The 26,309-nt window shown below is 66.4% G+C and carries 21 protein-coding genes, 1 tRNA gene and 1 pseudogene; 11 read left to right on the top strand and 12 right to left on the bottom strand.

Annotated features, from left to right (window positions below):
- Positions 1–725: 725 nt before the first annotated feature.
- Both LE416_RS08425 and helD read left to right on the top strand, forming a co-directional pair.
- Complete coding sequence (locus LE416_RS08425) at positions 726–1,964, top strand: glycosyltransferase family 2 protein (RefSeq protein ID WP_225048058.1); 1,239 nt, start codon at positions 726–728, stop codon at positions 1,962–1,964.
- Between the two features lie 276 nt (positions 1,965–2,240).
- A complete protein-coding gene (gene helD, locus LE416_RS08420; RefSeq protein ID WP_225048057.1) occupies positions 2,241–4,526 on the top strand; it encodes an RNA polymerase recycling motor HelD in 2,286 nt (761 codons plus the stop codon).
- 48 nt (positions 4,527–4,574) lie between these two features.
- On the opposite strand, the gene LE416_RS08415 is transcribed toward helD, so the two are convergent.
- From LE416_RS08415 to LE416_RS08400, 4 genes are all read right to left on the bottom strand, one after another.
- Entirely contained in the window at positions 4,575–5,069 is a 495-nt protein-coding gene (locus LE416_RS08415; protein WP_225048056.1) for a helix-turn-helix domain-containing protein, read from the bottom strand.
- A gap of 170 nt (positions 5,070–5,239) precedes the next feature.
- A complete protein-coding gene (locus LE416_RS08410) occupies positions 5,240–5,896 on the bottom strand; it encodes a B3/B4 domain-containing protein (protein WP_225048055.1) in 657 nt (218 codons plus the stop codon).
- A gap of 100 nt (positions 5,897–5,996) precedes the next feature.
- The gene (locus LE416_RS08405) at positions 5,997–6,671 is read right to left on the bottom strand and encodes a CPBP family intramembrane glutamic endopeptidase (protein ID WP_225048054.1); all 675 of its coding nucleotides are present in this window, start codon (positions 6,669–6,671) and stop codon (positions 5,997–5,999) included.
- A gap of 613 nt (positions 6,672–7,284) precedes the next feature.
- Entirely contained in the window at positions 7,285–7,698 is a 414-nt protein-coding gene (locus tag LE416_RS08400) for a MarR family winged helix-turn-helix transcriptional regulator (RefSeq protein ID WP_225048053.1), read from the bottom strand.
- 68 nt (positions 7,699–7,766) lie between these two features.
- Between LE416_RS08400 and LE416_RS08395 the strand changes: the two are divergent.
- From LE416_RS08395 to LE416_RS08375, 5 genes and pseudogenes are all read left to right on the top strand, one after another.
- Positions 7,767–8,409, top strand: a pseudogene (locus LE416_RS08395) (HD domain-containing protein).
- An 85-nt stretch (positions 8,410–8,494) separates the two neighbouring features.
- Positions 8,495–8,567: transfer RNA gene (locus LE416_RS08390), tRNA-Thr, on the top strand.
- A 456-nt stretch (positions 8,568–9,023) separates the two neighbouring features.
- Complete coding sequence (locus LE416_RS08385; RefSeq protein ID WP_225048052.1) at positions 9,024–9,344, top strand: PTS sugar transporter subunit IIB; 321 nt, start codon at positions 9,024–9,026, stop codon at positions 9,342–9,344.
- Positions 9,341–10,291, top strand: a complete 951-nt coding sequence (locus LE416_RS08380) for an acetylxylan esterase (protein WP_225048051.1) — start codon at positions 9,341–9,343, stop codon at positions 10,289–10,291. Before LE416_RS08385 ends, LE416_RS08380 begins: the two co-directional genes overlap by 4 nt.
- A 169-nt stretch (positions 10,292–10,460) precedes the next feature.
- A complete protein-coding gene (locus LE416_RS08375) occupies positions 10,461–12,980 on the top strand; it encodes an excinuclease ABC subunit UvrA (protein WP_225048050.1) in 2,520 nt (839 codons plus the stop codon).
- Between the two features lie 588 nt (positions 12,981–13,568).
- Here the strand turns inward: LE416_RS08375 and LE416_RS08370 are convergent.
- The 3 genes from LE416_RS08370 to LE416_RS08360 all read right to left on the bottom strand — a co-directional run bounded on the left by LE416_RS08370 (position 13,569) and on the right by LE416_RS08360 (position 16,502).
- A complete protein-coding gene (locus tag LE416_RS08370; protein ID WP_225048049.1) occupies positions 13,569–14,561 on the bottom strand; it encodes an aldo/keto reductase in 993 nt (330 codons plus the stop codon).
- Positions 14,562–14,637: 76 nt separating this feature from the next.
- Positions 14,638–15,444 carry a Cof-type HAD-IIB family hydrolase gene (locus LE416_RS08365; protein ID WP_225048048.1) on the bottom strand — a complete coding sequence of 269 codons (807 nt, stop codon included), beginning with the start codon at positions 15,442–15,444 and terminating at the stop codon, positions 14,638–14,640.
- 713 nt (positions 15,445–16,157) lie between these two features.
- Positions 16,158–16,502, bottom strand: coding sequence for a hypothetical protein (locus tag LE416_RS08360; RefSeq protein ID WP_225048047.1), 345 nt, complete (start codon positions 16,500–16,502; stop codon positions 16,158–16,160).
- A 179-nt stretch (positions 16,503–16,681) separates the two neighbouring features.
- Here LE416_RS08360 and LE416_RS08355 point away from each other — a divergent pair, with 179 nt between their 5' ends.
- A complete protein-coding gene (locus LE416_RS08355) occupies positions 16,682–16,945 on the top strand; it encodes a DUF2187 domain-containing protein (RefSeq protein WP_225048046.1) in 264 nt (87 codons plus the stop codon).
- Between the two features lie 109 nt (positions 16,946–17,054).
- Here LE416_RS08355 and brnQ read toward each other — a convergent pair whose 3' ends face one another.
- From brnQ to LE416_RS08335, 4 genes are all read right to left on the bottom strand, one after another.
- Positions 17,055–18,395, bottom strand: a complete 1,341-nt coding sequence (gene brnQ, locus LE416_RS08350) for a branched-chain amino acid transport system II carrier protein (RefSeq protein WP_225048045.1) — start codon at positions 18,393–18,395, stop codon at positions 17,055–17,057.
- Positions 18,388–19,194: a histidine phosphatase family protein gene (locus LE416_RS08345; RefSeq protein WP_225048044.1), complete on the bottom strand. Its 807-nt coding sequence runs from the start codon at positions 19,192–19,194 to the stop codon at positions 18,388–18,390. The genes brnQ and LE416_RS08345 overlap by 8 nt, the downstream gene beginning before the upstream one ends.
- 277 nt (positions 19,195–19,471) lie before the next feature.
- On the bottom strand, positions 19,472–20,281 hold the full coding sequence (locus LE416_RS08340) for a Cof-type HAD-IIB family hydrolase (protein ID WP_225048043.1): 810 nt from the start codon (positions 20,279–20,281) through the stop codon (positions 19,472–19,474).
- A 246-nt stretch (positions 20,282–20,527) separates the two neighbouring features.
- On the bottom strand, positions 20,528–21,430 hold the full coding sequence (locus tag LE416_RS08335; RefSeq protein WP_225048042.1) for a LysR family transcriptional regulator: 903 nt from the start codon (positions 21,428–21,430) through the stop codon (positions 20,528–20,530).
- A 135-nt stretch (positions 21,431–21,565) separates the two neighbouring features.
- On the opposite strand from LE416_RS08335, the gene LE416_RS08330 reads away from it, so the two are divergent.
- The 3 genes from LE416_RS08330 (at position 21,566) to pepT (ending at position 24,546) form a co-directional block, all read left to right on the top strand.
- Positions 21,566–22,753 carry an aminotransferase-like domain-containing protein gene (locus LE416_RS08330; protein ID WP_225048041.1) on the top strand — a complete coding sequence of 396 codons (1,188 nt, stop codon included), beginning with the start codon at positions 21,566–21,568 and terminating at the stop codon, positions 22,751–22,753.
- Between the two features lie 190 nt (positions 22,754–22,943).
- On the top strand, positions 22,944–23,312 hold the full coding sequence (locus LE416_RS08325) for a DUF6483 family protein (protein ID WP_225048040.1): 369 nt from the start codon (positions 22,944–22,946) through the stop codon (positions 23,310–23,312).
- Position 23,313: 1 nt separating this feature from the next.
- A complete protein-coding gene (pepT, locus tag LE416_RS08320; protein WP_225048039.1) occupies positions 23,314–24,546 on the top strand; it encodes a peptidase T in 1,233 nt (410 codons plus the stop codon).
- A gap of 170 nt (positions 24,547–24,716) precedes the next feature.
- Here the strand turns inward: pepT and LE416_RS08315 are convergent, their stop codons facing one another.
- Positions 24,717–26,186 (bottom strand): MFS transporter, encoded by a 1,470-nt coding sequence (locus LE416_RS08315; protein ID WP_225048038.1) that lies wholly within the window; start codon positions 26,184–26,186, stop codon positions 24,717–24,719.
- Positions 26,187–26,309: the final 123 nt, after the last annotated feature.

The raw sequence follows: 26,309 nt of genomic DNA, 5'->3' as shown, positions 1-26,309 counted from the left end.
GGCCGGGTAGCCTAGCCGAGGCGCTTGGGCCCGCGCTTAGGCCCAAGTGACTCGGCGTAGCTAGCCGCGCCGGCGTCGCCTTGGGGAGCCCGTTTAAGTAGAGGGCGGAGCCGCGCGCACTCAGCCGGTCGGCTAGCGTAAGGCTGGACGTTGGGGCCGCACTTTGGCCCAATGACCGGCCTTAGCTGGACGAACCGGCGTTGCGCGGCGGAGCCCGTTTAAATAGAGGGCGGAGCCGCGCGCACTCAGCCGGTCGGCTAGCGTAAGGCTGGACGTTGGGGCCGCACTTTGGCCCAATGACCGGCCTTAGCTAGACGAACCGGCGTTGCGCGGCGGAGCCCGTTTAAATAGAGGGCGGAGCCGCGCGCACTCAGCCGGTCGGCTAGCGTAAGGCTGGACGTTGGGGCCGCACTTTGGCCCAATGACCGGCCTTAGCTAGACGAACCGGCGTTGCGCGGCGGAGCCCGTTTAGAGGGCGGAGCAAAGCGCACTTAGCGGATCGGGTAGCCTAGCACTGGCGCTTGGGCCGCACTTAGCCGGCACGGCGCGCGCCGCGCCTTATCGCTTCCATCATGTCTTGCCGATACTATATAATGTCTTATAGAGACAATCAATTAATTCAACTTTATCAGTCACAAGTCGCCGCCAATACAGTCCGACCAGCCGCGTGCACTCGTCCCTCATACCTCGTGGATTATTCACCCCGCTCACTAAGGAGATGTGCCATGTTTTACTTCTGTATCCGTCTGATCGTGCTACTCGCGATATTCAACTACGCCCGCATTTTCATCTCGCTGACCATCGCCAACTTCACCAAGGTGCGCAAGGTGCGCGCCGCGCGTGAGTGGGCGGCGCCCACGGCCGGCATCACCGTCATCATCCCCGCGTACAACGAGGAGAAGGACATCGCCAAGTGCGTGCGCTCGGTTTTCGCCAACGCCTACCCCAACAAGCAGGTCATCGTGGTCGACGACGGCTCAACCGACAACACCGCCGCGATTCTGGATGGGCTCGCGGCCGACTTGCCCGGCCTGACCGTCGTTCACCAGGCCAACGCCGGCAAGGCCCACGCGCTGAACAACGCGATTGCCAATCACGCGGTCCACGAGATCGTCATGGCGCTCGACGGCGACTCCGCCCTGGGACCCACCGCGCTGGCCGCGATGGTCGCGCACTTCGAGGCCGACCCGAAGCTGATTGCGGCCGCCACCCACGTCGTCATCGAATCCGCCCACAGCGCGGTTGAGTACGCGCAGAAGCTCGAGTACCTGATCGGCAACAAGTACAAGGAGGCCGAGCCGACGCTGAACCTCGAGTACATCGTCGGCGGCGTCGGGTCGACCTTTCGCAAAACGGCGCTGCTGGCGGTGGGCGGCTACAGCACCGACTCCATCACCGAGGACATCGACCTGTCGATGAAGCTGATCCACCACTTCGGCAACCGGCGCTACCACATCGACTACACCGACGACGTCCCCTGCTACACGCCGGCCGCGCACAACTTCGGTGACCTCAAGACCCAGCGGCTGCGCTGGAAGTACGGGCGCTTCAAGGCGCTGATCAAGAACCGCGACCTGTTTTTCTCCCGCGACCTCGCCAAGTACAGCCCGACGTTGACGTGGTGGAAGCTGCCGAAAATTATCTTCTTCGAGGAGCTGATGATGCTGCTCGAGCCGTTCTTCCTCTGCCTGATGGGCTTTCTGCTCTACCGCTACACCGACTTCACCACCCTGGTCGGCACCGCCATCGTCTACGCCTTCGTCTCGGTGTCCACCGTGATTGGCGACGCCCACCTGCCGCGCCGCGAGCGGTGGCAGCTGCTGGTGCGGGCACCGCTCGCCTTTGGCCTGATGTACGTGGTGAACGTTGCCGACTTCGTGTCCCTGATCAAGTGCATCGGCAAGTCGCGCGAAATCGTGCTGAACACCAATCAGACCTCGGCCTGGGAGCACATCGAGCGCTGAGCCCAGCCGCCTGCCAACCGCAGGCGGTTTTTTGCCGTGCGCGGCGGCGCGGGGCTGGATTGCCGCGGCCGCGCAACAGTCGGTGGCGGTCGGTCGCGGTGGTCGCGCGACGGCGGTCGGTGGCGGCGGTCGGTGGCGGCGGTCGGTGGCGGCGCGGGGCCACGCGCCGGGCAAGTCGGCGGCCCCGCACCGGCGCAGGGCTTTACAAATCCGGCCAAAACGCCTAGACTGGATGGACTCAATTAGGCGGCCGCGGCCGCCGGTCAGGAGGGGCACATGCAGGAATCGATCAGGCAGCAGGAGCAGGCGCGCGTGGACGCGGTGCGCGAGAAGATGACGGCGCGGCTGGCCGCGGTCACCGCACAGCAGGAGGCGGCACACCGTGAGACCACCCGCGTCGAGCAGGCGTACGGCGAGGCCACCCGTGTCAACATCACCGAGATCGACGACCGCATGGAGACCAACGCGGCCGTGCAGCAGCAGAAGATGATGGTCGCCCGCGCCGTGGAAACGGAGACCATCCTGGGCCACGAGGAGGACCGCCTCCGCCGCCTGCTGCCGCAGCCCTACTTTGGCCGCATCGACATCGAACAGGACGGCGAGCAAGACACCTTGTACATCGGCACCGGCACGTTCATCGATGAGGCGGACCGTTTTCTCGTCTACGACTGGCGCGCGCCGGTCGCCAGCGTCTACTACAACGGGACGCTCGGACCGGTCACCTACCAGGCGCCGGTCGGGCCGGTCACCGTAACGCTTAACAACAAGCGCCAGTTCATGATCGAGGACGGGCGCATCACCAACCTGTTCGACACGGACGAAACCGTCGGCGACGCCGTGCTGCAGGCGGTGCTCGGGTCGCAGAGCGATGCCTTGATGCAAAACATCGTCGCGACCATCCAAAAGGAGCAAAACGACATCATCCGAGACACCGACGCCGACGTGCTGGTCGTGCAGGGCGTCGCGGGCTCGGGCAAGACGTCGGCGGCGCTGCAGCGCGTCGCCTACCTGCTGTACCACAGTCGCAAGACGCTGGACGCCGACCAGATGGTGCTGTTTTCGCCCAACCAGCTGTTCGCCAACTACGTCTCGGCGGTGCTGCCGAGCCTCGGGGAGAAAAACACGCGCCAGGCGACGCTTTACGAGTTCTTCGCCAAGCGCTTCTCCGGCCTGCACGTCGAGACGCTGTTCGAGCGCTACGAGCGCGACCTGGCCGGCCTGCCCGAGGCGGCGCAGCGCATCCGCCGCTTCAAGGAGCGCGCGGCCTACCTGGACGCCATCGACGCCTACCTGGCCGAACCCGCGCGCGTGCCGTTTTTCGTCGACATCACGCTGAACGGCGAGGTGTTCTTCGCCGCCAAAACCATCGCGAAAATCTATGCGAGCCAGCCGGCGGGCGCGACGGCCGCCAACAAGTTCCTGGACACCAAGAACACCCTGATTAGCCGCCTGCGCCTGCGCGTCGGCATGGCGCAAGACGACGACTGGGTGCAAGAGAAACTGGGCAGCATGTCCTCCCGCGAGGCCCGCGCCCGCCTGGACGGGCGAAGCTTTGCAAGCGACGACGAGGCGCGCTTTTTGGCCCGCGAGCTGGTTGAGGAGGCCTACGCGCCGGTGTACGACGCAATCTACAACGACTACTTCCTCGACGTCTACCAGGAGTACGGCCGCTTCCTTGAAGCCGTCGCCGCACCGGTGCCCGCCCCGGTCTGGGCCGCGGCGACTTCGGCCTACCGCGCCGACCTGGAGGCCCACACGTTGCGCCTGGCGGACGCGGCGCCGGTTCTGTGGCTGCGCGACGCCATCACCGGCGGCGGGGTCAACCACCGGATGCAAAACGTGTTCATCGACGAGATGCAGGATTACAGCCAGGCCCAGCTGCGCTACCTGCACCACGCCTTCCCCAAGGCCAAAATGACGCTGCTCGGCGATGCGCTGCAGGACGTGTTCTCAAGCGGCTACCAGCCGGCGAGCCTGGACAGCATCCGCGACGTTTTCTCCGGCCTGCGCGTGCACCAGGTCAACCTGATGCGCAGCTACCGCTCGACGCGGCCGATCACCGAGTTCGCCAAGGCGCTGCTGGTCGACGGCTCGCGCATCCAGGCGTTCAACCGCGACGGCGCTCGACCCCAGGTGGCGGTGCTGCCGCGCACCGGCTACCGCGACGCGCTGATCGCCACGCTGACGCAGCTGTTGGCGGTCAACCACACCGTCGCCGTGTTGACCCGCGACGCCGACACCGCCGCGAAGCTGTACGCCAGCCTGCAGCTGGACGTGCCCGTCACGCTGTTGACCCCCGCCGACCACCAGATGCACACCGGCTGCGTGATCCTGCCGGTGTACCTGGCCAAGGGGCTGGAGTTCGACGCGGTGGTGGGGTTTGACGTCTCCGCCGCCACCTACCACGAGGCAAGCGACCGCGACGTGCTCTACACCCTCGCCACCCGCGCGCTGCGCACGCTGGTGCTGGTCGCGCTGGACGCGGTCAGCCCGCTGATTGCCGCGCTGCCGGATGCGCTGTACGACCGGGTGCCGACCATCGCCGGCGTCGCCACCATCTGACTAATCATGAAGAGGCCACCCCGCAGCCGCAGGGTGGCCTCATTGTGTCTATTGCGGTGGCCGACGCCAGCGCGGGCGCGCGTAGCTGACGGCCTGGCCCGGCCGCCTCGTAAACCGCGGTCGGCCCGTCAGCGCGGTCAGAAGGGTCTGCGTGCGTTCCAGGGCAAACATGCTGGCAAACAGCGCCACCCAAGCCACGCACTTGGCCGCCCAGCCCATGGCAAAGGGCGCCGGCAGCTCCCAGATCAGCAGCGGCATCAACGCGATTGCCACGCCGTAGCAGGCCCAAAGCACCCGCCGCGCGCTGGCCGCCAGCCGCTGGCGCTTCGCCAGGGCCGCGCGAATCGGGGCATCCCCTTTCAGCAGCGCATCGAGGCTGACCGCGAGGGTGTCGCCAAGCGTGACTAACGACGCCAGATCGGGGTAGCTGCGCCCGTTCTCCCAGCTGCTAATGGTCTGCCGCGACACGCAGCATTTTTCCGCCAGCTGTGCCTGCGTCCACCCCTTCGCGCGCCGCGCCGCCGCCAATCGCTCTCCAAACATCTCGCCCACCTCCACTGCCTTCAGTATGCAACCGGCGGTGCGAGAAGACCAGCGTATTGCCCGGGAAATACGGGCTAAGAATCTTGGCGCCAACCAAAAACCGCTGCAGGCACACATGACGCCGACAGCGGTTCGGTTCGAAACATTAAAATCACGCAGACGGCGGGCGGCTACCGCTCGACGGCGAGGGCCGCCACGTCGCGGCTGCCGAGCGCCTGCCCGGCGAGCCGCGTCAGCGCGGCGGTGAAGGCTGACGGGTCAACCTGTCCCCGCGGCGCGTACGCGATCAGCAGAAAATCGGTGGTCGCGGGCGTCACCAGGCTGCGGCGTGAGTCGCTGGTCGGGCTACCGAACGGGCCGGCGTCATCCGCCGCCACAATCAGGTGGTCGAGGGCGAGTGCACCCTTGCCGATGCCCTGGTAGCTTTCACCCGGCGCCCCGACGGTCAGGGTGACGGGGCCAACCAGCGCGGCGCGGTCGTACAGGCCGCAGCTGACGCGAAAGGCCAAAGACAGGTAGTTGTTGAGGTCGACGGCGCGGTTGACCTGGTACAGGCCCTTGCCCTGCGCGATGCGGCGCCACAGCGCCTCCTGCGACGGCCGGTAGCGGCTCGGGTCCTTGCCCAGGCTTTTGTACACCGCGCGCATCGCGGCGATGGCCGGGTCCTTGGCCACGTCCGCCGGGGCCTGGTACGGGCAGGCGGCGATCAGCGGCGCGATGGCCGACTGCCAAAGCGCGGTGCTGTCTTCGGCGTTGGTGCCGGTGAACGTGAACGCCAGCGGGGCGAGGCCCGCGGCAGCAACTTCGGAACTGAGATTAACTTGCATGATGCATCCTTTCAACGGTTGACTGAGGGTCAGGCAACGGTTGCGGTCGGCACATCGTTTTCAAACAGCGGCGCGTACAGCACGGCGATTCCTCCTTTGGTCACAGGAACAGGGCGGCGAAGTTATTCAGAAAATGCAGCCCGATGTCGTAGCGCAGGTCGCGGGTGTAGGCGTAGGTCGCGGCGAACACCCCGCCCATGGCCACGTAGATGACGAGGTTGAGCGGATCGGTGAAGCCGGTGTGCGCCAGGCCGAACAGCACGGACGAGGTCACGCCGCTGGCGACGCGCCAGCCGACACGGTCCTGGTGGGGAAAACTGTGCATCAACAGCCCACGAAACAGCAGCTCCTCGACCGGCGGCGCCCCGACCACGGTGATCAGCACCATCGGCAGTGGCGCCTGCTGCATCATCTCAATCAGGTCGGCCTGGTTCTGCGCTTCCGGCGTCACCTGCCAGCTGATCAGCAGGCTGGACGCGACCTGAACAAGCACCAGCGCCGCCACCATCAGCGCCATGAACCGCGCGACCGGCGCGTCGAACCGGCGCAGGCCGTAAAGCTGTGGTTTATCATCCCTCAAGAAAAACTGGTACACGCGCCACAGCGCAAGCAGCAGCCCGCCATAGAGCACCGTGAACCACAGCGCGCTGGCCGTCACGGTCTGCGGGCGGATCAGGTTGGGCGCCAGCACGAACGCGGACACCAGCTGGTACAGGATGAACAGACCGGCCACGATGAACAGCCGGCCGATGGTAAGGCCTACCTGGCGGCGCATGCGCCTCACTCCCTTCTGGTTACCAGTAACTATACACCAAACCCGGCCAACGCGGGCAATCTGTGATACGATGGTCGAAGCGCTGGGCGCAGCAAAAAGCCGCCTGCACGGGGCAGGCGGCGAAACTGGCTTGGTGAGGCAACGCGGGTGCGGCTAGCTACGCACTATCGCCGAGGCAAAGAACGCCTCAACGCTAGTGCTAGGCTACCCGACCCGCTAAGTGCGCGCTTTTCCGCCCTCTCTCTATACGGGCTCCAAAGCGCAACGCGGGTGCGGCTTGCTACGCCAAGTCACTCGGGCCAAAGACCGGCCCAAGTGCCTTGGCTAGGCAATCCGACCCGCTAAGTGCGCACTTTTCGGCCCTCTCTCTAAACGGGCTCCGCGAGGCAACGCCGGTTCGCTTAGCTAAGCCCGGCACTCGGGCCAAAGTGCGACCCAAGCGCCGGGCTTACGCTAATCGACCGGCTAAGTTCGCCTCGCTCCGCCCTCTCTTTAAACGGGCTCCGCGAGGCAACGCGGATACGGCTAGCTACGCTGGGGCGCTCGGGCCAAAGACCGGCCCAAACACCCCAGCTAGGCTACCCGATCCGCTAAGTTCGCCTCGCTCCGCCCTCTAGTCAATCAGCACTTCGTTCGCCACTTCCAACAGCTCGATCAGCTGGTCGAACTGGCGCTTGCCCATGCCCTCGCGCAGGCGGTTCATCGGCTCGAAGTACGTCGGGCTCAGCGCCGCGACCTCGCGGTGGCCGGCGTCGGTCAGAGACAGGGTGAAGCTGCGGTTGTCCCGCACGTCGGTCGTCTTGGTCAACAGACCATCGTCGATCAGCGGGTTAAGCATTTTGGTGATGGCGGCCTTGGTCAGGCCCATCGCCTCGGCCAGGGCCGTCGGGGTCGGCGGCGCATCCTCGGCCGCGACCCAAAACAGCAGGTTCTGCTGGGACAGTGGCCGCATCGTGTCATCGATGGCGGGGCTGAGGCGATTGAACTGGTTGAGCGTCTGGTTCATCTGCAAGTATTTAAGTTTCATATCGGCACCCTCCTTAACTCAATTGTAACGGGGTGAAGTAACGGAACTCAACGAATTAGGAGGCTCCCATGAAGGAAAAACCACTTTGGGCCCACGCCCGTGCCGTCCTGGCCCAAGACGCCAGCGGCCACGCCATGGATCACATCACGCGGGTGGTCGCCACGACCAGCACCCTGCTCGCGCAGACGCCGGCGGCCGACGCCGACATCGCCGTGGCGGCGGCGCTTTTGCACGACACCTACGACGACAAGCTGGTGGCGGACGTCGCCGAAGCCAAGGCCGCGACCCTGACCGTTTTGACCGAAGCCGGCGCCACGCCCGCCGAAACTGAGGCAGTGATCGCCATCATCGACCACATGAGCTTCAAGGCCAGCCTGGGCGGCAAGCAGGCGCTGAGCCTCGAGGGCCAGCTGGTGCAGGACGCCGACCGGCTGGACGCGATCGGCGCCATCGGCATCGCCCGCACCATGATGTACGGCGGCGCTCACGGCAGCAAGCTGTACGACCCGGCGATTCGCCCGCGCACCCAGCTCGACGCGGCCGGTTATCGGAGTACCGAAAGCACGATTCTGAAGCACTTCGACGAAAAGCTCCTGAAGCTGGCCGACCTGATGAACACCCCGGCGGCCCCGCCGCCTAGCCGTTCACCGGCAGGCCGTGATGCTCGCCTTCCTCGATGAGTTCCATTCGGAGTGGAACGGGGAAAGTTAAGCAGGGACAAACTTTTTACCCGAAAGGCTTGCACCACACCCGGAAATATTGTATATTAATCAGGCAGTTGTTTTACCAACAACATGCCGTCTTAGCTCAGTAGGTAGAGCGCATCCATGGTAAGGATGAGGTCGCTGGTTCGAATCCAGTAGACGGCAGAAGTCATAATATGCACGTGAATCCCGTCGCCGCGAGCGACGGGATTTTTGTTTGGAGAGGGCGGAAAAGCGCGCACTTAGCGGATCGGGTAGCCTAGCTGGGGTGCTTGGGCCGGTCTTTGGCCCGAGCGCCCCAGCGTAGCTAGCCGTATCCGCGTTGCGCTTTGGAGCCCGTTTGGAGGGTGGAAAAGCGCGGGCTTAGCGGTGCGGCTGGCCTAGCGCTGACGTTGAGGCGGTCTTTGCCTCGGCGTCAGTGCGTAGCCAACCGACGCCGCGTTGTGCTTTGGAACCCGTTTAGAGGGCGGAAAAGCGCCGACTGGACGGCAGAGACCATTCTAGCGGATCAAACCCTGTCGATGACACGCTTTCGGGTAACCGTTTACATTTCGCGCCAAAGAGTCATAATTGAAGTCAGGTTCGCCGCCGGGCGGGCCAATTTCTTCTGGAGGCTTTGCGATGACAAAATTGACGATTATGCTGGCGTGCGCCGGGGGCATGTCCAGCAGCTTACTGGTGACGAAGATGCAGGCGGCGGCCAAGGACCGCGGCCTTGACGCGGAGATTTTTGCCGTCGGCGCGTCGGCGGTGCCGGCCGACGTCGAGAAATTCCACCCCGACGTCGTGATGCTCGGCCCGCAGATTCGCTACATGTTCGCGCCGCTGAGCAAGAAGGTCGCCGTGCCCGTCGCGATGATCGAGATGCGCGACTACGGCACGATGAACGGAGAAAAAGTGCTGACCGCCGCCCTCGCCCTGATTGAGAAGGCGTCGGCATGAGCGACCTGAGCCAGTTTGCGGATTACCGCGGCTCGGGCGTGCGTCCGGCCGACTTCGATGACTTCTGGGCCCGCGGGCTGCAGCAGGTGGCCGCGCTGGACCCGGCACCCAAGGAAACGCCGGTGGCGATTCCCAGCAACGTCGCGGCGCCCTACGACCTTTGGTTCACGGGCATCGACGGCGCCCGGCTGCACGCGCAGCTGATTCGGCCCAAGCACTTCGATCCTGCCGTTCCGCACAAGGGACTGCTTTTGTTTCACGGCTACCACTGCGACGCCGGCGACTTCACCGACAAGTTCGGCTGGGCGGCGGAGGGCTTCGTCGTGCTGGCGCTGGACTGCCCCGGTCAGGGCGGCCTGAGCGAGGACGTCACGGCCACGCGCGGCGGGACGCTGAAGGGGCTGATCGTGCGCGGCATCGAAGAGGGGCCCGAGAACCTCTACTACCGGCGCGTTTTCCTCGACGTCGCGCTGGCCGCACGGCTGCTGGGTGAGCTGCCGGGGGTCGATGCAAAAAGGCTGTACGCGATGGGCGGCTCCCAGGGCGGCGGCCTGACGCTGGCGCTCCTGGGCCTGGTGCCGACCATCCACCGCGCCGTTGTCTACTACCCGTTTTTGAGCGACTACCGCAAGGCCTACGCGCTGGGCGCCGAGACCAACGGCTACGACCAGCTGGCTTACTGGTTCCGCTACCGCGACCCGCTGCACGAGCACGAAGCCGAGTTCTTCGACGCGCTCGAGTACATCGACGTCAGCCACTTCGCGCGGCGCATCCAGACGCCTTTGATCTGGGGCATGGGGCTTGCCGACCAGGTGGTGCCCCTGGCCACCCAGTTCGCCGGCTACAACCAGCTGACCGGCGAGAAAAAGCTGATCACGCTACCGGAGTACGGCCACGAGTTCCTGCCCAAGTTCGCCGATCGCACCCGCGGGTTCTTCATGGACTGAGCGCCGCGACCGCCCACAACCCGGCCGGCCCCGAGCCAACATGCGGGCCGCCGCTTGCCACCCGCTGCCTCACCTCCAGGACACGCCACCGCGTGTCCTGTTTGCGTTGTGGTAGGATAAAGGTAATCCCGGGCTGCCCCAGCGGCCCCACCACGAAGAAGGTCAACACATGGAACCATCCGCAATCATCGTCCAAGGCGCGCACGTCAACAACCTCAAGCACCTGGACGTCACCATCCCCCTGCACCAGCTGGTCGCCATCACCGGCCCAAGCGGCGCCGGCAAGTCGTCGCTGGCCATGGGCGTCCTGTACGCCGAGGGCATGCGCCGCTACGTCTCCGCTTTGTCCACCTACACCAGGCGCCGGCTGGGCCAGGTCGGCCACGCCCAGGTCGACGCGATCCACCACATTCCAAGCGCCATCGCCCTGCGGCAGCGACCAGTGGTGCCGGGCATCCGCTCGACGGTCGGCACGACCACCGAGGCGCTGAACGTGATCCGCCTGGCGTTTTCCAGGCTGGGGTCGCCGCGCTGCCCCAACGGTCACCAGCTGCCCGCGACGCTTGAGATCGCCCACGCCATGGACGTCGCTGGCAAGGACGCGACGGCGACCTGCCCGGTGTGCGGCGCCGTTTTTCCCCTGCTCGGCGCCGAATCCTTCGCCTTCAACTCCGTGGGCGCCTGCCCCACCTGCGACGGCACCGGCCAGGCCAAGCGGCTGGCCGAAGAAAGGCTGATTCCGGACCCGACCAAAACGATTCGCGACGGCGCCGTCGCCTCCTGGCGGCTGCCGGGGCGCAACTTCATGCAGATCGTCGCCCAGTACGCCGGCATCGACATCGACACGCCATTCCAGGACCTGCCGGCCGCGCAGCAGGACTTCGTGCGCCACGGCCCGCGCAACCACTACGCGATCAACATCCCCTCCAAGACGGGGAAAATTTTCCACATGGACAACGCCGTGTACGAGAACGCGTACAACGCGGTGCTGGATTCGATGGCCACCACGACCAACGAGCGCGCGATTGCGCGGCTCAACCGCTTCTACGTGTTCGGCCTGTGCCCGACCTGCCACGGCACGCGCTTCAACCCGACGCTTTTGGGCCAGCTTTTGGCCGGTAAAACCATCGCCGAGGTCTCGGCGATGACGCTCCAGGAGCTTGCCGCCTTCGTGCCCGAGGTCTACGCCGCGCTGCCGGTGGACATGCAGCCCCTGGCCCACGACATCCTGCGCGAGCTGACCGGCATCCTGAAGCCCCTGATTGACCTGGGGCTGAACTACCTGAGCCTCGACCGCGCCGGCGCGAGCCTGTCCACCGGCGAGCTGCAGCGCATCCAGCTGGCGCGCACGCTGCGCACCCAGACCACCGGCGTGCTGTACGTCCTCGACGAGCCGTCGATCGGCCTGCACCCGGCTAACGTCGCCGGGCTGATCGGCGTGATGCGCGGCCTGGTCGCGCAGGGCAACTCGGTGGTGGTGGTCGACCACGACACCGCCATCATCGACGCCGCCGACCACGTGCTGGAGATCGGGCCCGTCGCCGGGGCCGGCGGCGGCCGCCTGATCAACCAGGGCACCCCGGCCGAGATTGCCGCGGCCAAGACCTCTCTGATCGGGCCCTTCCTGACCGGGGCGGCCACGCTGCGCGTGCGGCCGCAGCCGACGCCCGCGACCAAGACGTTCGGGCTGACGGTGACCGACCGCTTCAACCTGCACGACCTCACCGCGGCCTTTCCGCTCAACCGGCTGTCGGTGGTGTCCGGCTTCTCCGGCGCCGGCAAGTCGACGCTGGTCTTCGATGCGCTGGTGCCCGCCTTGTCTGCGACCCGCAGCCAGCCGGCGCCCGCCTTCGTGCGCGACCTGCACCGCGGCGGGCTGCGGCGCGTGGTGGCGATCGACGCGGCGCCGGTGGGCAAAAACGTGCGGAGCACCGTGGCGACGTACACCCCGATTCTCGACCACCTGCGCACGCTGTTCGCCGCGCTGCCCGAAAGCCAGGCCGCCGGCTACACCGCCAGCAATTTTTCCTACAACGTTGCCGCCGGCGCCTGCCCCACCTGTGGCGGCACCGGCACCATCAACTTGGACATCCAGTACCTGCCGGACATGCAGCAGACCTGCCCGACGTGCGGCGGCAAGCGCTACAACCCGGCGGTCCTGGCGATCAAGTGGCACGGCTACTCGATTGCCGACCTGCTGGACCTCGACGTCGACGCGGCCCAGGCGGTGCTCGCCGATGAGCCCGCCATCGCGCAGGCGCTGGCCACCCTGCACGACATGGGGCTGGGCTACCTGCACCTGGGCGAAAGCACGCCGAGCCTGTCCGGCGGCGAGGCCCAGCGCCTGAAGCTCTCCGCGCACATGGGCCGGACGCAAAAAGGCACGCTGTTCGTCTTCGACGAGCCCAGCGTCGGCCTGCACCCGCTGGACATCCAGACGCTGCTCGGCGTCTTCCAGCGCCTGATCGACCAGGGCGGCACGGTCCTGGCCATCGAGCACGACCTGGACGTCATCGCCAACGCCGACTACATCCTGGACCTCGGCCCGGAAGGCGGCAGCCGCGGCGGCCGCGTCGTCGCTGCCGGCACCCCGGAACAGGTCGCGCAGTCCAGCGGCCACACCGGCCAGTTTTTGCGCGCGCACCTCGCCCACTTCGTCGGTCCAACCGGCGGCAAAGAAGTTAAATAATGTTACGGCGCCGGCGCCCCCTATCCTTTCGTCCGCCGCGGGCAATAGATTGCGCGCCTGCACCGTGCCTCATTTGACTGAAAATAAATTTTCCTTGCAGACGCAAAACGTGCCCCCTTCGACCGAAGGGGGCACGTTTTTGTCATCTTTTGTTGGAAAGCGGGCCGGGGCACCTAATTTATGTGTCACGCCAAGTACGCCTTGCTCCGCCCTGGTTATCGTCGGGCTCCTCAAGGCAACGCGGGAGCCCATAGCTTGCACCGGCACTTGGACCTAAGTGCGGGTCCAAGTGCCAGCGCTACGCTATGTGTCCCGCTAAGTGCGCCTTGCTCCGCCCTGGTTATCGTCGGGCTCCTCAAGGCAACGCCGGTTCGCCCAGCTAAGGCCGTCACTTGGGGCCAAGTACGCCCCAAGCGCCAACCTTACGCTAGCCGACCGGCTAAGTGCGCCTTGCGCCGCCCTGGTTTTCGTCGAGCTCCTCAAGGCAACGCCGGTTCGTCCAGCTAAGGCCGTCACTTGGGGCCAAGTGCGCCCCAAGCGCCAACCTTACGCTAGCCGACCGGCTAAGTGCGCCTTGCTCCGCCCTGGTTAGATTGTCGTCAGCTTGTCGATCTCCGCCAGCTCGTCTTGAGTGAAGCTCAGGTTGTCCAGCGCCTTCAGGTTGTCCTGCAGGTGGGCGGTGCTGGTGGTGCCGATCAGGACCGAGGCGACGACCGGGTCGCGCAACAGCCACGCGAGCGCCATCTGCGCCAGCGTCTGGCCGCGGCCGACCGCCATCTCGTTGAGCTGGTTGAGCCGCGCCACCACGAGGTCCTTGCCCTTCGCGAAGGTCGTCTCGTTGGTCGGGTGAATCTTGAACGTGTCCGGGATGCCGTTCAGGTAGCGGTCGGACAACAGCCCCTCGGACAGCGGCCCGTACGCGACCAGCCCGGCGCCGTGGCGGCGCAGGCAGTCCAAAAGCCCGGTCGCTTCAACGTCGCGGTTGAACATGTTGTAGCTCATCTGGTCGACCACGAACGGCGTGCCGAGCTTGGCGAACAGCGCGATCGCCTCGCTCGCCTGCGGGGTGTCGAAGTTGGACACGCCGATGTACAGGGCCTTGCCGGCGCGCACCACGTCGTCCAGCGCCCGCACCGTTTCGGCCACCGGCACCGTCTCATCGAAGCGGTGAGCGTAAAACAGGTCGACGTAATCGAGGTTCAGCCGCGTCAGTGAGTCGTCGATGCCCTGCAAAACGGCCTTGCGACTGGTGCCGGTGCCAAACGGGCCCGGGTGAATCTCGTAGCCGATTTTGGTTGCGATCACCAGCTCGTCGCGGTACGGGCGCAGGTCGGTCGCCAAAACTCGCCCGAGCAGGCTTTCGCTTGAGCCGAAGTCCCCGTCGCCGTAGTGGTTGGCGACATCGAAGTGAAACACCCCGCGGTCGAACGCATCGAGAATCACCTGGCGCCGGTCCGCGTACGGGTCCGCCGACCCGAAGTGCTGCCACAGCCCCAGCGCGATCGGCGGCAGCACCAGGCCGCTAGCGCCGACCGGCCGCGGCGTCGCCCCTTGGTAACGCGTGTCATTCGCTTTGTACATTGAACTCATCCTTTCCGAGACTCGAGGTCCCCTCTAAGCGTCGCACCATCCGGCCGCCCGCGCAACTTTTAACCCATCACGCGAAAAAATGATTGAGGAACTGGGCGACGCCGTCCTCCTTGTTCGTCTTGGTGACGTACTTGGCCGCCGCCTTGACCTCCGGCACCGCGTTGCCCATCGCGACGCTGATGCCGGCCGCCTGAAGCATCCCCAGGTCGTTGAGCCCGTCGCCGAACGCGATCGTGCGCGCCGCCGGGATGCCCGTTTTGGCCTGCAGCTCCGCGATTGCGTTGGCCTTGTCCACCCCGCTTGGAATCAGCTCCAGGTTGGTCGGGTCGCTGGCGGACACCGCAAGCGCGTCGACCGGCGCAAGCGCCTTGGCCACCCGCCGCAGCGCGGCCGGATCGTCGAGGGAAAACACGATGCCGTTGGCGATGGTACCGGCCTGCGCCGCAAGCGCCGACGCGGTCAGCTGCTGCACGCGCACCTCGGCGGCGTCCGGCGCAAAGTGCGTCAGCATGTCCTGAATCGCCTGGGCCGGCGGCGTGGTGTAGTAAACCGTGTCGTCGGTGAAGTACAGCGCCGCAAGCCCGGCGGCGGCGCTGGCGTTTTCGATGGCCGCGATGCCTTTTTGACCGAGCAGGTGCCGCACCTTGGACGCGCCGAAGTCGTACACGGCGCCGTTGGCCGCGATAATCTCGGCGCCGGGCCCGATCTGCGTCGCCATCAGGTTGGCGAGGTTGTACATCCGGCCCGTCGCCAGGTAGAACAGGTGGCCGGCCGCCAGCAGTCGGTTGACCGCCTGGCTGGTGCCCGCGGAGATGGTGGCGGCGTCGTAGGCCAGGGTGCCGTCGACGTCGCTGACAATTAGGTATCGATCCATGGTGCGCCTCCTTCGTGTGCTCCCTCTAGCCTACCACTTGCGCCCCGCCTTGCGTAACCCGCCTGGGCGACGAAAACGACTGAGTGGCGTCTGGGAGCTCGGGCTCCAGACCGGACCGACCACTGCTTCCAGCTCCAGCAGTGATCGGTCCGAACCTCCACCCTACAAAGTGGTTGACGTCCACCACCTAATCACGTTTGAGCACAATATTGATGTGTTTGCGGGTACGCCCTTGGCAATCCTTACGCCATCTGTAGACATAAGCGTGACAATCAAGCGATCCGTCCAACCAAGTGCGCCTTGCGCTAGGCTCTCCGCAAAACGGCAGCAGTGACCACAACGACATGCCTGAGCGAGATCATTGCATGGATAAAACCTTCAAAACTCAGCGCGCTGCTAATTACGCCTCATGTGTAGAAAGTATCGTAAGCACCCGCGGTACCAGCAATGCTGAGATGTAGGGCGGAGGCTCGAGCGGGTCGCGACTGGAGGCGGAGGGCTAGGGCGAGCCAGCGTGAAATTGCTGTTAGCCAGCGATTTTTGCTGGCTTACAGCAAGGGCGGGTCCTGAGACCGCACTTTGGGCTCAGGAGAGCCCCACGCGTTCCGCCGCCCTGGCCCGGAGCCGGAAGTCGCGACCCGCTCGCGCCGGAACCCGGGCATCTCCGCTCTGGTATCAAAAAAAAGCACCCCGCGTCGGCGAGGTGCTTGGGATTAGCGGCCCTGCGCAACCGCGGCAATCTCGCGGTCGAACCAGGTCTGCCAAGGAATGTCTGGGATTCCGTTGGCGTTGAAGGTTGACTTCAACACCCGCAGCAGCGCGATAAAATTATCGCTGCGTGCCTGAACCAGCCCCTGCAATTTTTCCTCGTGCAGGAAGTTCACGTTATCAACCAGCCACTGGTTGATGTCCGCGATGTGCCCGGTTGTGTCAATCTGTGCGAAGACATCGAGGCCCTTGTGCTCGTACTTGTCCAAGTAAAACTTAGCGAACGACTCCACCGCAGCGTGCTGTGCGTCGGGGGTCAATTCGCTGATGGTCAACGTTCCATCTGCCATTGTCGACAGCCACCCTTTCGTCATTAAGTTCACCTTAAGCATAGGCCAGTGGCGGCCCGATGGCAAATCATAACGAAACGTTAAGAAAGTTGACGAAATACTTGATTTATCCTATCGCTTGTTATACTATGCTCCCTATCAATCGATGACCCATAGAGTCGTGAAAGGAAATGATTCTGTTGAAGAAGGAAGATATCCACCTCGGCGACACCTTAACCGTGAAGGTGAAAGAGGACATGGAGCAACCATTCACCGGCACCGTGCAGAAGGTCTACGAGAACTCGGCGCTGCTTGCGATCACCAATTACGAATCCGCCGACCGTCAAAACGCCGCGGAGCTGAACTTCAAGATTGTGATCAACTTCAAGGCGATCGTGAAGAACCTCGGCGGTGGCAAGCCGAACCCGGAGCCGGAAGAGACAGACGAAACCAAGGAAGACTAGACAAAAAACGGCCCGGGGGCGTGCACCCTCGGGCCGTTCGTGTCTTCTTGGCGCTTCTCATCACCGCGCCCGTCTGCCACCGTGGGCCGCAGACTGCCGCAGCGGCCGATCACCGCGCTTTTCGCTGCGTCACCTGCGAGAGCACGAGGCCGACGACCAGCCCCACCGCCGCCGGCACGCACCAGCCCAGCCCGTAGGCGAACCCGGGCAGCCAGGCACCAAGCGCCAGCAGGTCGGCCACGACGCCGGTGTGCAGGGCGGCGGGCAGCGCGTTGAGCCCGTCCAAAAGTGCGGGCACCGCCGTGGCCAGCGTGACCGTCCCGAACAGCCAGCGCGACTCGCCAAGCCAAGGCGTGGCCAGCGCCAGGCCGATTAGCACGATGGCCAGCGGGTACAGCGTCATCAGCGCCGGCGTCGACACCGCCAGAAGCCGGCCGAGCCCGACGTTGGCGGCCACCAGCGGCACGACGGTCGCCACCCCGATCAGCAGCGGATATGGGAGCCTGGGGAAAAGCGTTTTGAACGTGTCGCCGAACGCCGTGATCAGTCCGATCGCCGTCTTGAGGCAGGCCAGCACCACGATCACCGCCAAAAGCGCGTTGCCGAAGTCGCCGAAGTACGCGTGGGCGACGTTGGCCAGAATCGGCCCGCCGGTGGCTGCGCGGCCGAACGCTCCGACCGCGGTCTGCCCGGTGATGGCCAGCAGCACGTACACGACGCCCATCAAGGCCGCCGCCAGCACCCCGGCACGCATCGTGGCGCCCGCCACGGCCCGCGGCGCCGTGACGCCCAGGCCGCGAATCGCGTCGACCACGATGATGCCAAAGGCCAGGGCCGCCAGCGCGTCCATGGTCGCGTAGCCGTCGGTGAAGCCCGCAAGCACCGGCTGGGCGCGGTAGGCCCCGCTGGCCGCCGCGGCCGGCCCCAGCGGGCGCAGCACCGCGGCCGCCAGCAGCACCCCGAGCAGGATCAGGAAGGCCGGCGTCAGAATGCGCCCGACATAATCCATGATGCGCGTCGGCCGGCGCGCAGCCCACCACGCCGCGCCGAAGAACAGCACCGAGTAGCCCGCAAGCGCCCAGGGCGACTGGACCGGCGCCACGAACCGCGCGAGCCCGACCTCATAGGAGATGGTCGCAAGCCGCGGGAGCGCAAACGCCGGGCCGATGCACAGGTACAGCGCGATGGTGAAAAAGTACGCGTAAGGCCGCCCCACGCGCCGCGCGAGGTCGAACACGCCCGCGCTGCCCGTCAGGCCGATCGCCGCCACGCCGAGCAGCGGCAGCCCGACCCCAGACAGCAGGAAGCCGCCCATCGCCCACGGCAGGCTTTGGCCCGCCTCCTGACCGACGAACACGGGGAAAATCAGGTTGCCCGCGCCAAAGAACAGCCCGAACAGCATCGCCCCGATCACCCACAGCTGCCGCCGGGTCGGTCGCGCCTCACCCATGCGCGGGGTGCGCCGCCGCGGCGGCCGGCTTGGCGGTGTGGGCCGCGGCGGTGTGGGCCGCAGCGGATTCGCCGCTCGACACCGCCGCACCACCGCGCGACTGGGTCGCTCCTGCGTCGCGCGCGTCTGCGCTCGCCCGCCCGGCAACCACGTAGCCGAGGTCGTCGAAGGCGCCGACGGCAAAGCGCGCGCCGTCCCAGGACACGCGCGTCACGCTGCAGTTGTGCAGCATTTCCTGGCCGTGGGTGTCAAAGCCCAGCAGCGCCAGCCACATCAGGACCACCGTGCCGTGGGCGACCACCAGCACGTTTTGCTCCGGCGCAGCTGCGACGATGCCGCGCATCGCGTTATCGAAGCGTTGCTGCACCATCGTGTTGTCCTCCGCGCCGTGACCGCCGTGGTTGGCGGCGTACGTGCCGTCGGCGATCTGCGCCAGGCTCAGCCGGTGGTCCAAGAGCGCCTGCGTGAAGTCCGGCAGGCCGAACACGGCCTGGGCAAAATCGTCGGTCAGCTGACCCTCGAACTTGCCGTAGTTCTCCTCGCGCAGCCCGGCGTCGAGCGTCAGGGCAAGCCCCGCCTGCCCCGCCGCGTCCAGCGCGTGGCGCGCGGTGTCGGCGGCGCGCGTCAGGTCGCTGGCAAAGGCGGCGTCGAAGTGAACCGCAGCCTTCGAAAGCCCGCGCCCGAGCGCCCCGGCGTCGGCCACCCCGCGGGCGGTCAGGGCCGAGTTGGCCATCCCCTGCACGCGGTCCTGCACGTTGTACTCAGTTTGGCCATGCCTGACCAGCCAGATTTCTGTCATGTGTTGCCTCCAGTTCATAGGGTGGAGCCGCGCGGGCTTAGCGGATCGGCTAGCCTAGCCAAGGCGCGTGGGCCGGTCTTTGGCCCGGGTGCCTTGGCGTAGCTAGACGCATCCGCGTTGCGCGGTGGAACCCGTGTATAGGGTGGCGCCGCGCGGGCTTAGCGGATCGGCTAGCGTAGGGCTGACGCTTGAAGCGTACTCTGCTTCGAGCGGCAGTCCTAGCTGGACGTCCCGGCGTTGCGTGGTGGAACCCGTTTATAGGGTGGAGCCGCGCGGGCTACAGGTGCAAATACTTCACCAGGAAGTTGGCGACGCCGAGGTGCTCGTTGTCCGTCGGCGTCACCGAGTCGGCCGCCGCCAGGATCTGCGGGCGGGCGTTTTGCATCGCCACGCCCAGGCCCGCGTACTCGATCATGTCCAAGTCGTTGAGGTCGTCGCCGAACGCGATGATGTCCTTTTGATCGATGCCGTACGCGCCGGCGACGTAGGCCAGAGCGCGGGACTTGGACGCGTTGCCCGCCGTCACCTCAAGCGCGGTGTGGTCGCCGCTCCACACGCCCCACGTTTTGCCCGTCAGCTCCGGGAAGCGCGCGGCGATGGCGGCGGTCAGGGGTGCCAGCGCGCCTTCGTCGATGAACATCGTCACCGAGATCGGCGGCTGAGTCAGCCCCGCCTCGTCGAGAAGGGCCGTCGGGTGCGGCATGTCGGGCAAAAACGGCACGTTGACGTAGCCGTGATCCGCCCGCAGCAGCCGCTTGCCCTCGGCGACCATCACGCGGATGTGAAAATCCGCCTTGAGCTCGCGCAAAGCCAGCGCCGTGGCGATCGGCATCGTCACCGCCCGCTCGGCCGGCCACGCTTGGTGCGGCACGTGAATCAGCGCGCCGTTGAAGTTGATCATCGGCCCGGTCAGGCCGAGCTCGTCGTAAAGGTCCTCCGAGATCGAGTCGGGGCGGCCGGTGGCAATCACCACCAGGTGGCCGGCGGTGGTCGCGGCCTGCAGGGTGTTGATGGTCGATGGGGCCAGGCGACCGGCGTTGTCGAGCGTGGTGCCGTCGAGGTCCAAGGCAATCAGTTTGCGCGTCATGGCGAGACTTCCCTTCATTAGTGGCTGCTGAAATCAATTCTAGCAGAAAAAACGGTTTTGCCCAAACCCGGGTGTGCAGCCCGCCGCCACCGGCTGCGGTGGTGTCGATCCGTGTCTCGGCCGCTGACCCGGTGCGCAGACCCGCGTCTCACCGATGACCCGGTGCGCCGACCCGTGTCTCGGCGCTGACCCGGGTGCGCCGGGCCACGCCGTCTTCGGCACGGCGGCCGCACCGGCGCTTGCGCCCTACTTGGCGTCAAACAGGCACGCATCCCCGTACTCGCGGCGCAGGAAGTCCTTGATCACCGTCAGCATGTGCGCCACGGACGGCGATTTTTGCGTGGTCGGGTTCATCACCAGGCACAGCGTCCGCGCGAAGGGCTCCGCCAGCGGGTAGACGTTGACCGAACCGGTCAGCTTGGTCAGGGCCAGCCGCGGCAGAATGCCCCAGCCCAGGCCGGACTCGACCATCGACAGGATCGACTGGTCGTCGATGGAGTAGTTCAGCGAGTTGGTGTCGACGTGGTAGCGGTCCAGCGCCGCCTTCGTGTCGCGGTCGTAATCGCCGCGCTGCAGGATAAACGTGTGCCCGTCCATGTCCGCGCCGGTCATGTCGTGCCCGTTGGCCGGCGTGAACGTCGTCGGCGTCAGGCAGTAGATCGGGTCCTTGATCAGGGGCGTCACCACCAGCGTCGAATCGGCCGGCAGCAGGGAAAAGCCGATGTCGATGGCGCCGGTGCGCACCTGCGCGACGATGTCGTTGAAGCTGCCCTGCATCACCGAGACGTCGACGTCCGGGTAGCGGCGCTTGAAGTCCAGGATGATCGGCGCCAGCCAGTTGGTGGACACGGAGGAAAAGGCGCCGAGCCGCACCCGGCCGGTGTTGAGCCCGTTGATGTTGTCGGCGATCTGGGTCAGCTGGTCCTCCAGGTTCAGGATCGACTGCACCGTCGGCAGGATCTGCGCCCCGTCCGGCGTCAGCTCGACGCCGGTGCGGTTTCTGATGAACAGCGGGAAGCCCAGCGCGGCCTCGAGCTGGCTGACGCTGTGGCTGACGGCGCTCGGCGTGACGTTGAGCTTGTTGGCCGCCTGGATGAAGGTCCCCTGCTCGACCACGGCGCGAAAGACCTCGTAACTGAAATTGCTCATGCTGCTCCTTTCGCGGCGGTGGCCCGGCCACCATTTGGGGTGAATCACATTCACCTGCCGCTGAATAAGTTGAGTTTTACTTCATCTTAGGAGCGCGTTACGATAAAGTCAACCAATAGAAACGGAGTGAGCGGCATGAAATTGGCATCACGACTTGCAGCGTACCAGACCAACAGCTTGGACGGCGTTTTGGCCGCCCGGGATGCGCAGACCATCGCTTTTGCCGGCGGGTACCCCGACCCCGCGCTTTTCCCCCAGGCCGACCTGGCCCGCGCGTGGAGCCAAAGTGCCAGCGCCACAACGCTGCAGTACGCCGGGCCAAGCGGCGACCGGCCCCTGCGCGCCCAGCTGGCGCAGCGCATGAGCCAAGACAGCATCCCCTGCACGCCGGCCGACGTGATGCTCACCCAGGGGGCCCAGCAGGCGCTGGACCTCACCGCCAAGCTGCTGCTGGATCCCGGCGACGGCCTGGTGGTCGAGGGTCCGACCTACATCGGCGCGCTGTCGGCCTTTGACGCCTACCAGCCGACCTACTACGAGGTGCCCGTGCAGGCTGACGGCCTGGACCTGACCGCGCTGCAGCAGGTGCTGGCCAGCCACAAGGTCAAGCTGATCTACACCGTGCCCGACTTCCAGAACCCGACCGGCACCGTGATGTCTCTGGCCAAGCGCCGCGCCCTCGTGGCCCTGGCCAACCGCTACGACGTCGTGATCGTCGAGGACGCCCCCTACCGCGAGCTGCGCTACCAGGGCGTCCAGCTGCCGCCGATCAAGGCCTTCGACACCCAGGACCGCGTGGTGTTCGTCTCGAGCTTCTCCAAAATCCTGGCGCCGAGCCTGCGCCTGGGCTGGCTGGTCGCCGGTCCCCGCCTGATGGCCCCGCTACGGGCGCTCAAGGGCGGCTGCGACCTGGAGACCAGCGGCCTGACCACCGCCGCGGTCGCCGCCTACCTCCAAAACCACGACCTGGACCGCCACATCGCGCGGCTGCGCGCCGTTTACAGCGCCAAGCTCGCACGCATGCACACCGCGCTGACCCGGGCGCTGCCGGAAGGGTTTGCCGTCACCCGGCCGGACGGTGGCTTCTTCCTCTGGCTGACGGGGCCCGCGGACTTTGACGCGATGGCCTTCGCCCAGGGCCCGCTGCGCGCGGCCAATGTCACCGTGATTCCTGGCAGCGGCCTGAGCCCCTTCGGCCACTTCCACAACGCGGCGCGCCTGAGCTTCACCGGTGCCAGCCTCGACGAGATCGACCGCGGCTGCGCGCGCCTTTGCGCCGCCCTGGCGCAGGCCGAGCGCCCGGCGCGGGCCGCGGCGCGCTGAGCCCACGACCGCAACGCGGCCGGCTGTCCTCCCATTACGGGAGCGGCGGCCGGCCGCGTTGGCGTCTCACGGTTGAAATTCGCGGTGAAAAGGCTTACGCTGTGAGCCAAAAGGAAATGGGTGGCCGCACGGCGATCCCCGGTGCCGCGCTGTGCGTCCCGCGCGGCGTCACCCTCAGGAGATGTTGACCATGCAAGAAGAAACCGATCCGATTCTGCGCCAGATCAAGGCGCTGGCCCGCGGCCTCGGCGCGCTGCTCGGGGCCAGCGGCGGCGAGCCCGGCCACGAGGTGATTTTTCCCCAGGAGGACGCGCGGCGGCTGCCCTACCAGGCCGAGCTTGAGGCTGCGATTGCCGCCGGCGACCTGCACGGCGCCACCCGCGACCTGTTCGCCCGCCGCTACGCCGTGCCCGAGGCGCAGTTCGTCGCGCTGGGCACCTGGTTTTTCTCCCGACTCAACGCGCTGGACGACGCCACGCTTGCGGCCGCCGACTACGCACGCGCCGACATCGCGGCCGGCCTGACGCGGCTGTCGCTGATCCAGCAGGGGGAGGCGTGACATGACCTACGACCTGTCCGCCATTCAGCGCGACTTCACCCGCTACGTCGCAGTCAACACCCGCTCGGACGCCAGCAAAACGGCGCAGGTGCCGAGCACCCCGGGCCAGACGGCGCTGGCCGAGCTGCTGGTCGACCAGCTGCACGAAATGGGCCTCGCCGACGCGCGGTTGAACCCAGCCGACGGGTTCGTCACCGCCACGCTGCCCGGCACCGCGCTGGGCCCCGTCATCGGCTGGATCGCGCACCTGGACACCGCCGACTTCGCCGCGGCCGACGTTCACCCGCAGTTTCACCCCGACTACCGGGGCGCGCCGATTCGCTGGGCCAACGGGCTGAGCCTGACCACCGCCGAGTTCCCGGCGCTCTCGCGCTTCTTCGGCCAGACGCTGGTCACCACCGACGGCACCACGCTGCTCGGGGCCGACGACAAGGCCGGCATCGCCGGGGCGATGGCCGCCGTGCGGGTGCTTTTGGCCAACCCAGACCTGCCGCGCGGCCCGATTCGCCTGGCCTTTGGTCCCGACGAGGAGATCGGCGTCGGCGCCGACCGCTTCGACGTCGCGGGCATTGGCGCCGATTTCGCCTACACCCTGGACAACGGGGCGCTGGGCCAGATTGAGGACGAGACCTTCAACGCCGCGGAGGCTGTGGTCACCATCCGCGGCCGCGCCGTGCACCCGGGCGAGGCGTACGGGCTTTTGGTCAACGCAATCACGCTGGGCGAGCGGCTGGACGCCGCGCTGCCGGCCGATGACCGACCGGAGCACAGCCGCGGCCACTCCGGCTTTTTCATGCTCGACGGTTTCACCGGCAGCGCCGCCTCCGCCACGCTGACCTACCTGATCCGCGACTTTGCCACCGCCGGGTTCGCCGGCAGGAAAAAACAGCTGGCAACGGCGGTCGCGGCGCTCAACGCGCAGCTGGACGAGCCGCGGCTGACCCTGACCATGCACGACCAGTACCACAACCCCAAGCCGGTGCTGGACCACGACCCCACGCCGCTGCGCCTGGCCGAGGCGGCGATCCGCCGGGCCGGGCTGACCCCGACCTACGAACCGTTCCGCGGCGGCACCGACGGCAGCAAGCTCACGGCGCGCGGCCTGCCGACGCCCAACCTGTTCAACGGCGGCCTGAACTTCCACGGCCCCTACGAGTGCGTGTCGCTCGAGGCGATTGCCAAGCTCGCGGAGGTGCTGGTCAACGTCGCGACGCTGAGCCCAACGCTGGCGTGACCCGCACGGCCCCGGCCGCCAGGTTCGCGTCTGGCCGCCTGGCACGGCGCACCCCCGCCGCCGAACCTGGCACCAGCGGTCGCAGCCACCCGCCGCGACCAGCGCGCAACCACACAAAAAAAAATCGGCTCCCCCACTTTTTGGGAGGAGCCGATTTTTTCGTCGCCTAGTCAGGCCGCCACGCGCGCCTCGCGCCGCTGTGCCCAGAGGTTGATCACCAGGGCGACCAGCATCAGGGCCAGCGCCAGCCACATGATGCGGTGCAGGCCGCTGTGCAGAATTGTGCGCATCTGCGGCAAAAGCCGCGCCGGCAGGCTCTTGACGCTTGCGGCGTCGGACAGCTTGTTGAGCATCGCCATCGTGATGGTGCCGTGCGACCGCCGCACGCCGGCAAACAGCGCCTGGTTCATCAGCAGGCCGAAGATCGCGGTGGTGAAGGTCTGGCTGAGCATGCGGATCAAAAATGAAAACGAGGTGGCCACCGGCATGTCGGCCGGGGCAACGTCCTGCTGCACCTTGACCTGCAGCTCGTTGAAGCAGCCGCCGTTGCCAAAACCCTCAAGCGCCCCGGCGACCAACAGCAGCCAGTACGGCGCCTTGACGCCGGCCGCGACCAGCACCACAAAGGCCAATGTCAGCGGCACGATGTTCAGCGTCAGCACCTGGTGCGGCGTGAAGCGCCGGCGCAGCGCCGGCACGGCCTCGGAGCCGATGATGTCGGTGATCGAGCTGGGGATCTGCGTCGCGCCCCCGATCAGCGCCGTGGTGCCGAGCAGCACCTGCGCCCACATCGGACTGTAGGTCAGAAAACCCATGAACGCGCCCCAGATGATGGTGAACAGCACGAAGTCGATCACCAGCGGGCCGTTTTTGAACAGGCGCCCCGGCACGATCGGGTCGGCCGCCGCGCGCTCGACGCGCACCAGGGCGGCGAAGCTGATGGCCGCCACGGCCAGCGGCAGCAGGATCAGCCACGGGCTGGTCAGCCCGACCAGCTCGAGCGCGCCCAGCAGGCTGACCAGGCCGATCACCATCAGGCCGGCGCCCAGGTAGTCCGTTTTGGCCCGGCTCGGCGTCACGGTTTCGTGAGTGTAGAAGACCTGGACCAGCACCGCCGACAGCAGCCCAATCGGCACGTTGATGTAAAACACCCAGTGCCAGGTGAACAGGTCGACGATGGCGCCGCCGACCAGCGGGCCGATGATGGTGGCCGTCGAGTAGAACGCGCTGACCAGCCCCAGCACCTGCATGCGCTTGCGCGGGTTCTCGTAGAGTTTGGCGTAGATGATGTAAGGCAGGCTGATCATGCCGCCGTTGCCGATGCCGGCGATTGCGCGGGCGAGGATCAAAAAGAGCATGTTCGGCGCCAGCCCCTGCAGGAAGCTGCCGACCACGAAGAACGCGGCCGCCAGCTGGTAGGCCTTTTTGTTGCCGACGCGCTCGCCCAGCTTGCTCCACACGAGCGTGGACACCGCGGTGCCGAGCAGGAAGATGGCGACGATCCACGCCATCCACTTGAGCCCGTGCAGGTCGGCGATGATGGCCGGCAGCGCGGTGGTGACGATGGTGCCGTCCAGCCCGCTCATGGCGTTGGACAGCAAAAGCGCGATGGTGACAATCAGGATGTTGCGTCTGGACAAGATGCTCGCTTCTCTCTGCGTGAAATTTGACGTACCTATCCATTCAACACCCCAAAGCCCCCAGGCGCAAGGCGGGACAGTAAAAAAGCCCGGCGCAACCACGATTGGTTGTGCCGGGCGCGC

It is taken from the genome of Lacticaseibacillus kribbianus (genome assembly GCF_020180945.1).
Taxonomy (GTDB): domain Bacteria; phylum Bacillota; class Bacilli; order Lactobacillales; family Lactobacillaceae; genus Lacticaseibacillus; species Lacticaseibacillus kribbianus.
This window is presented reverse-complemented; position numbering and strand designations above follow the sequence as displayed.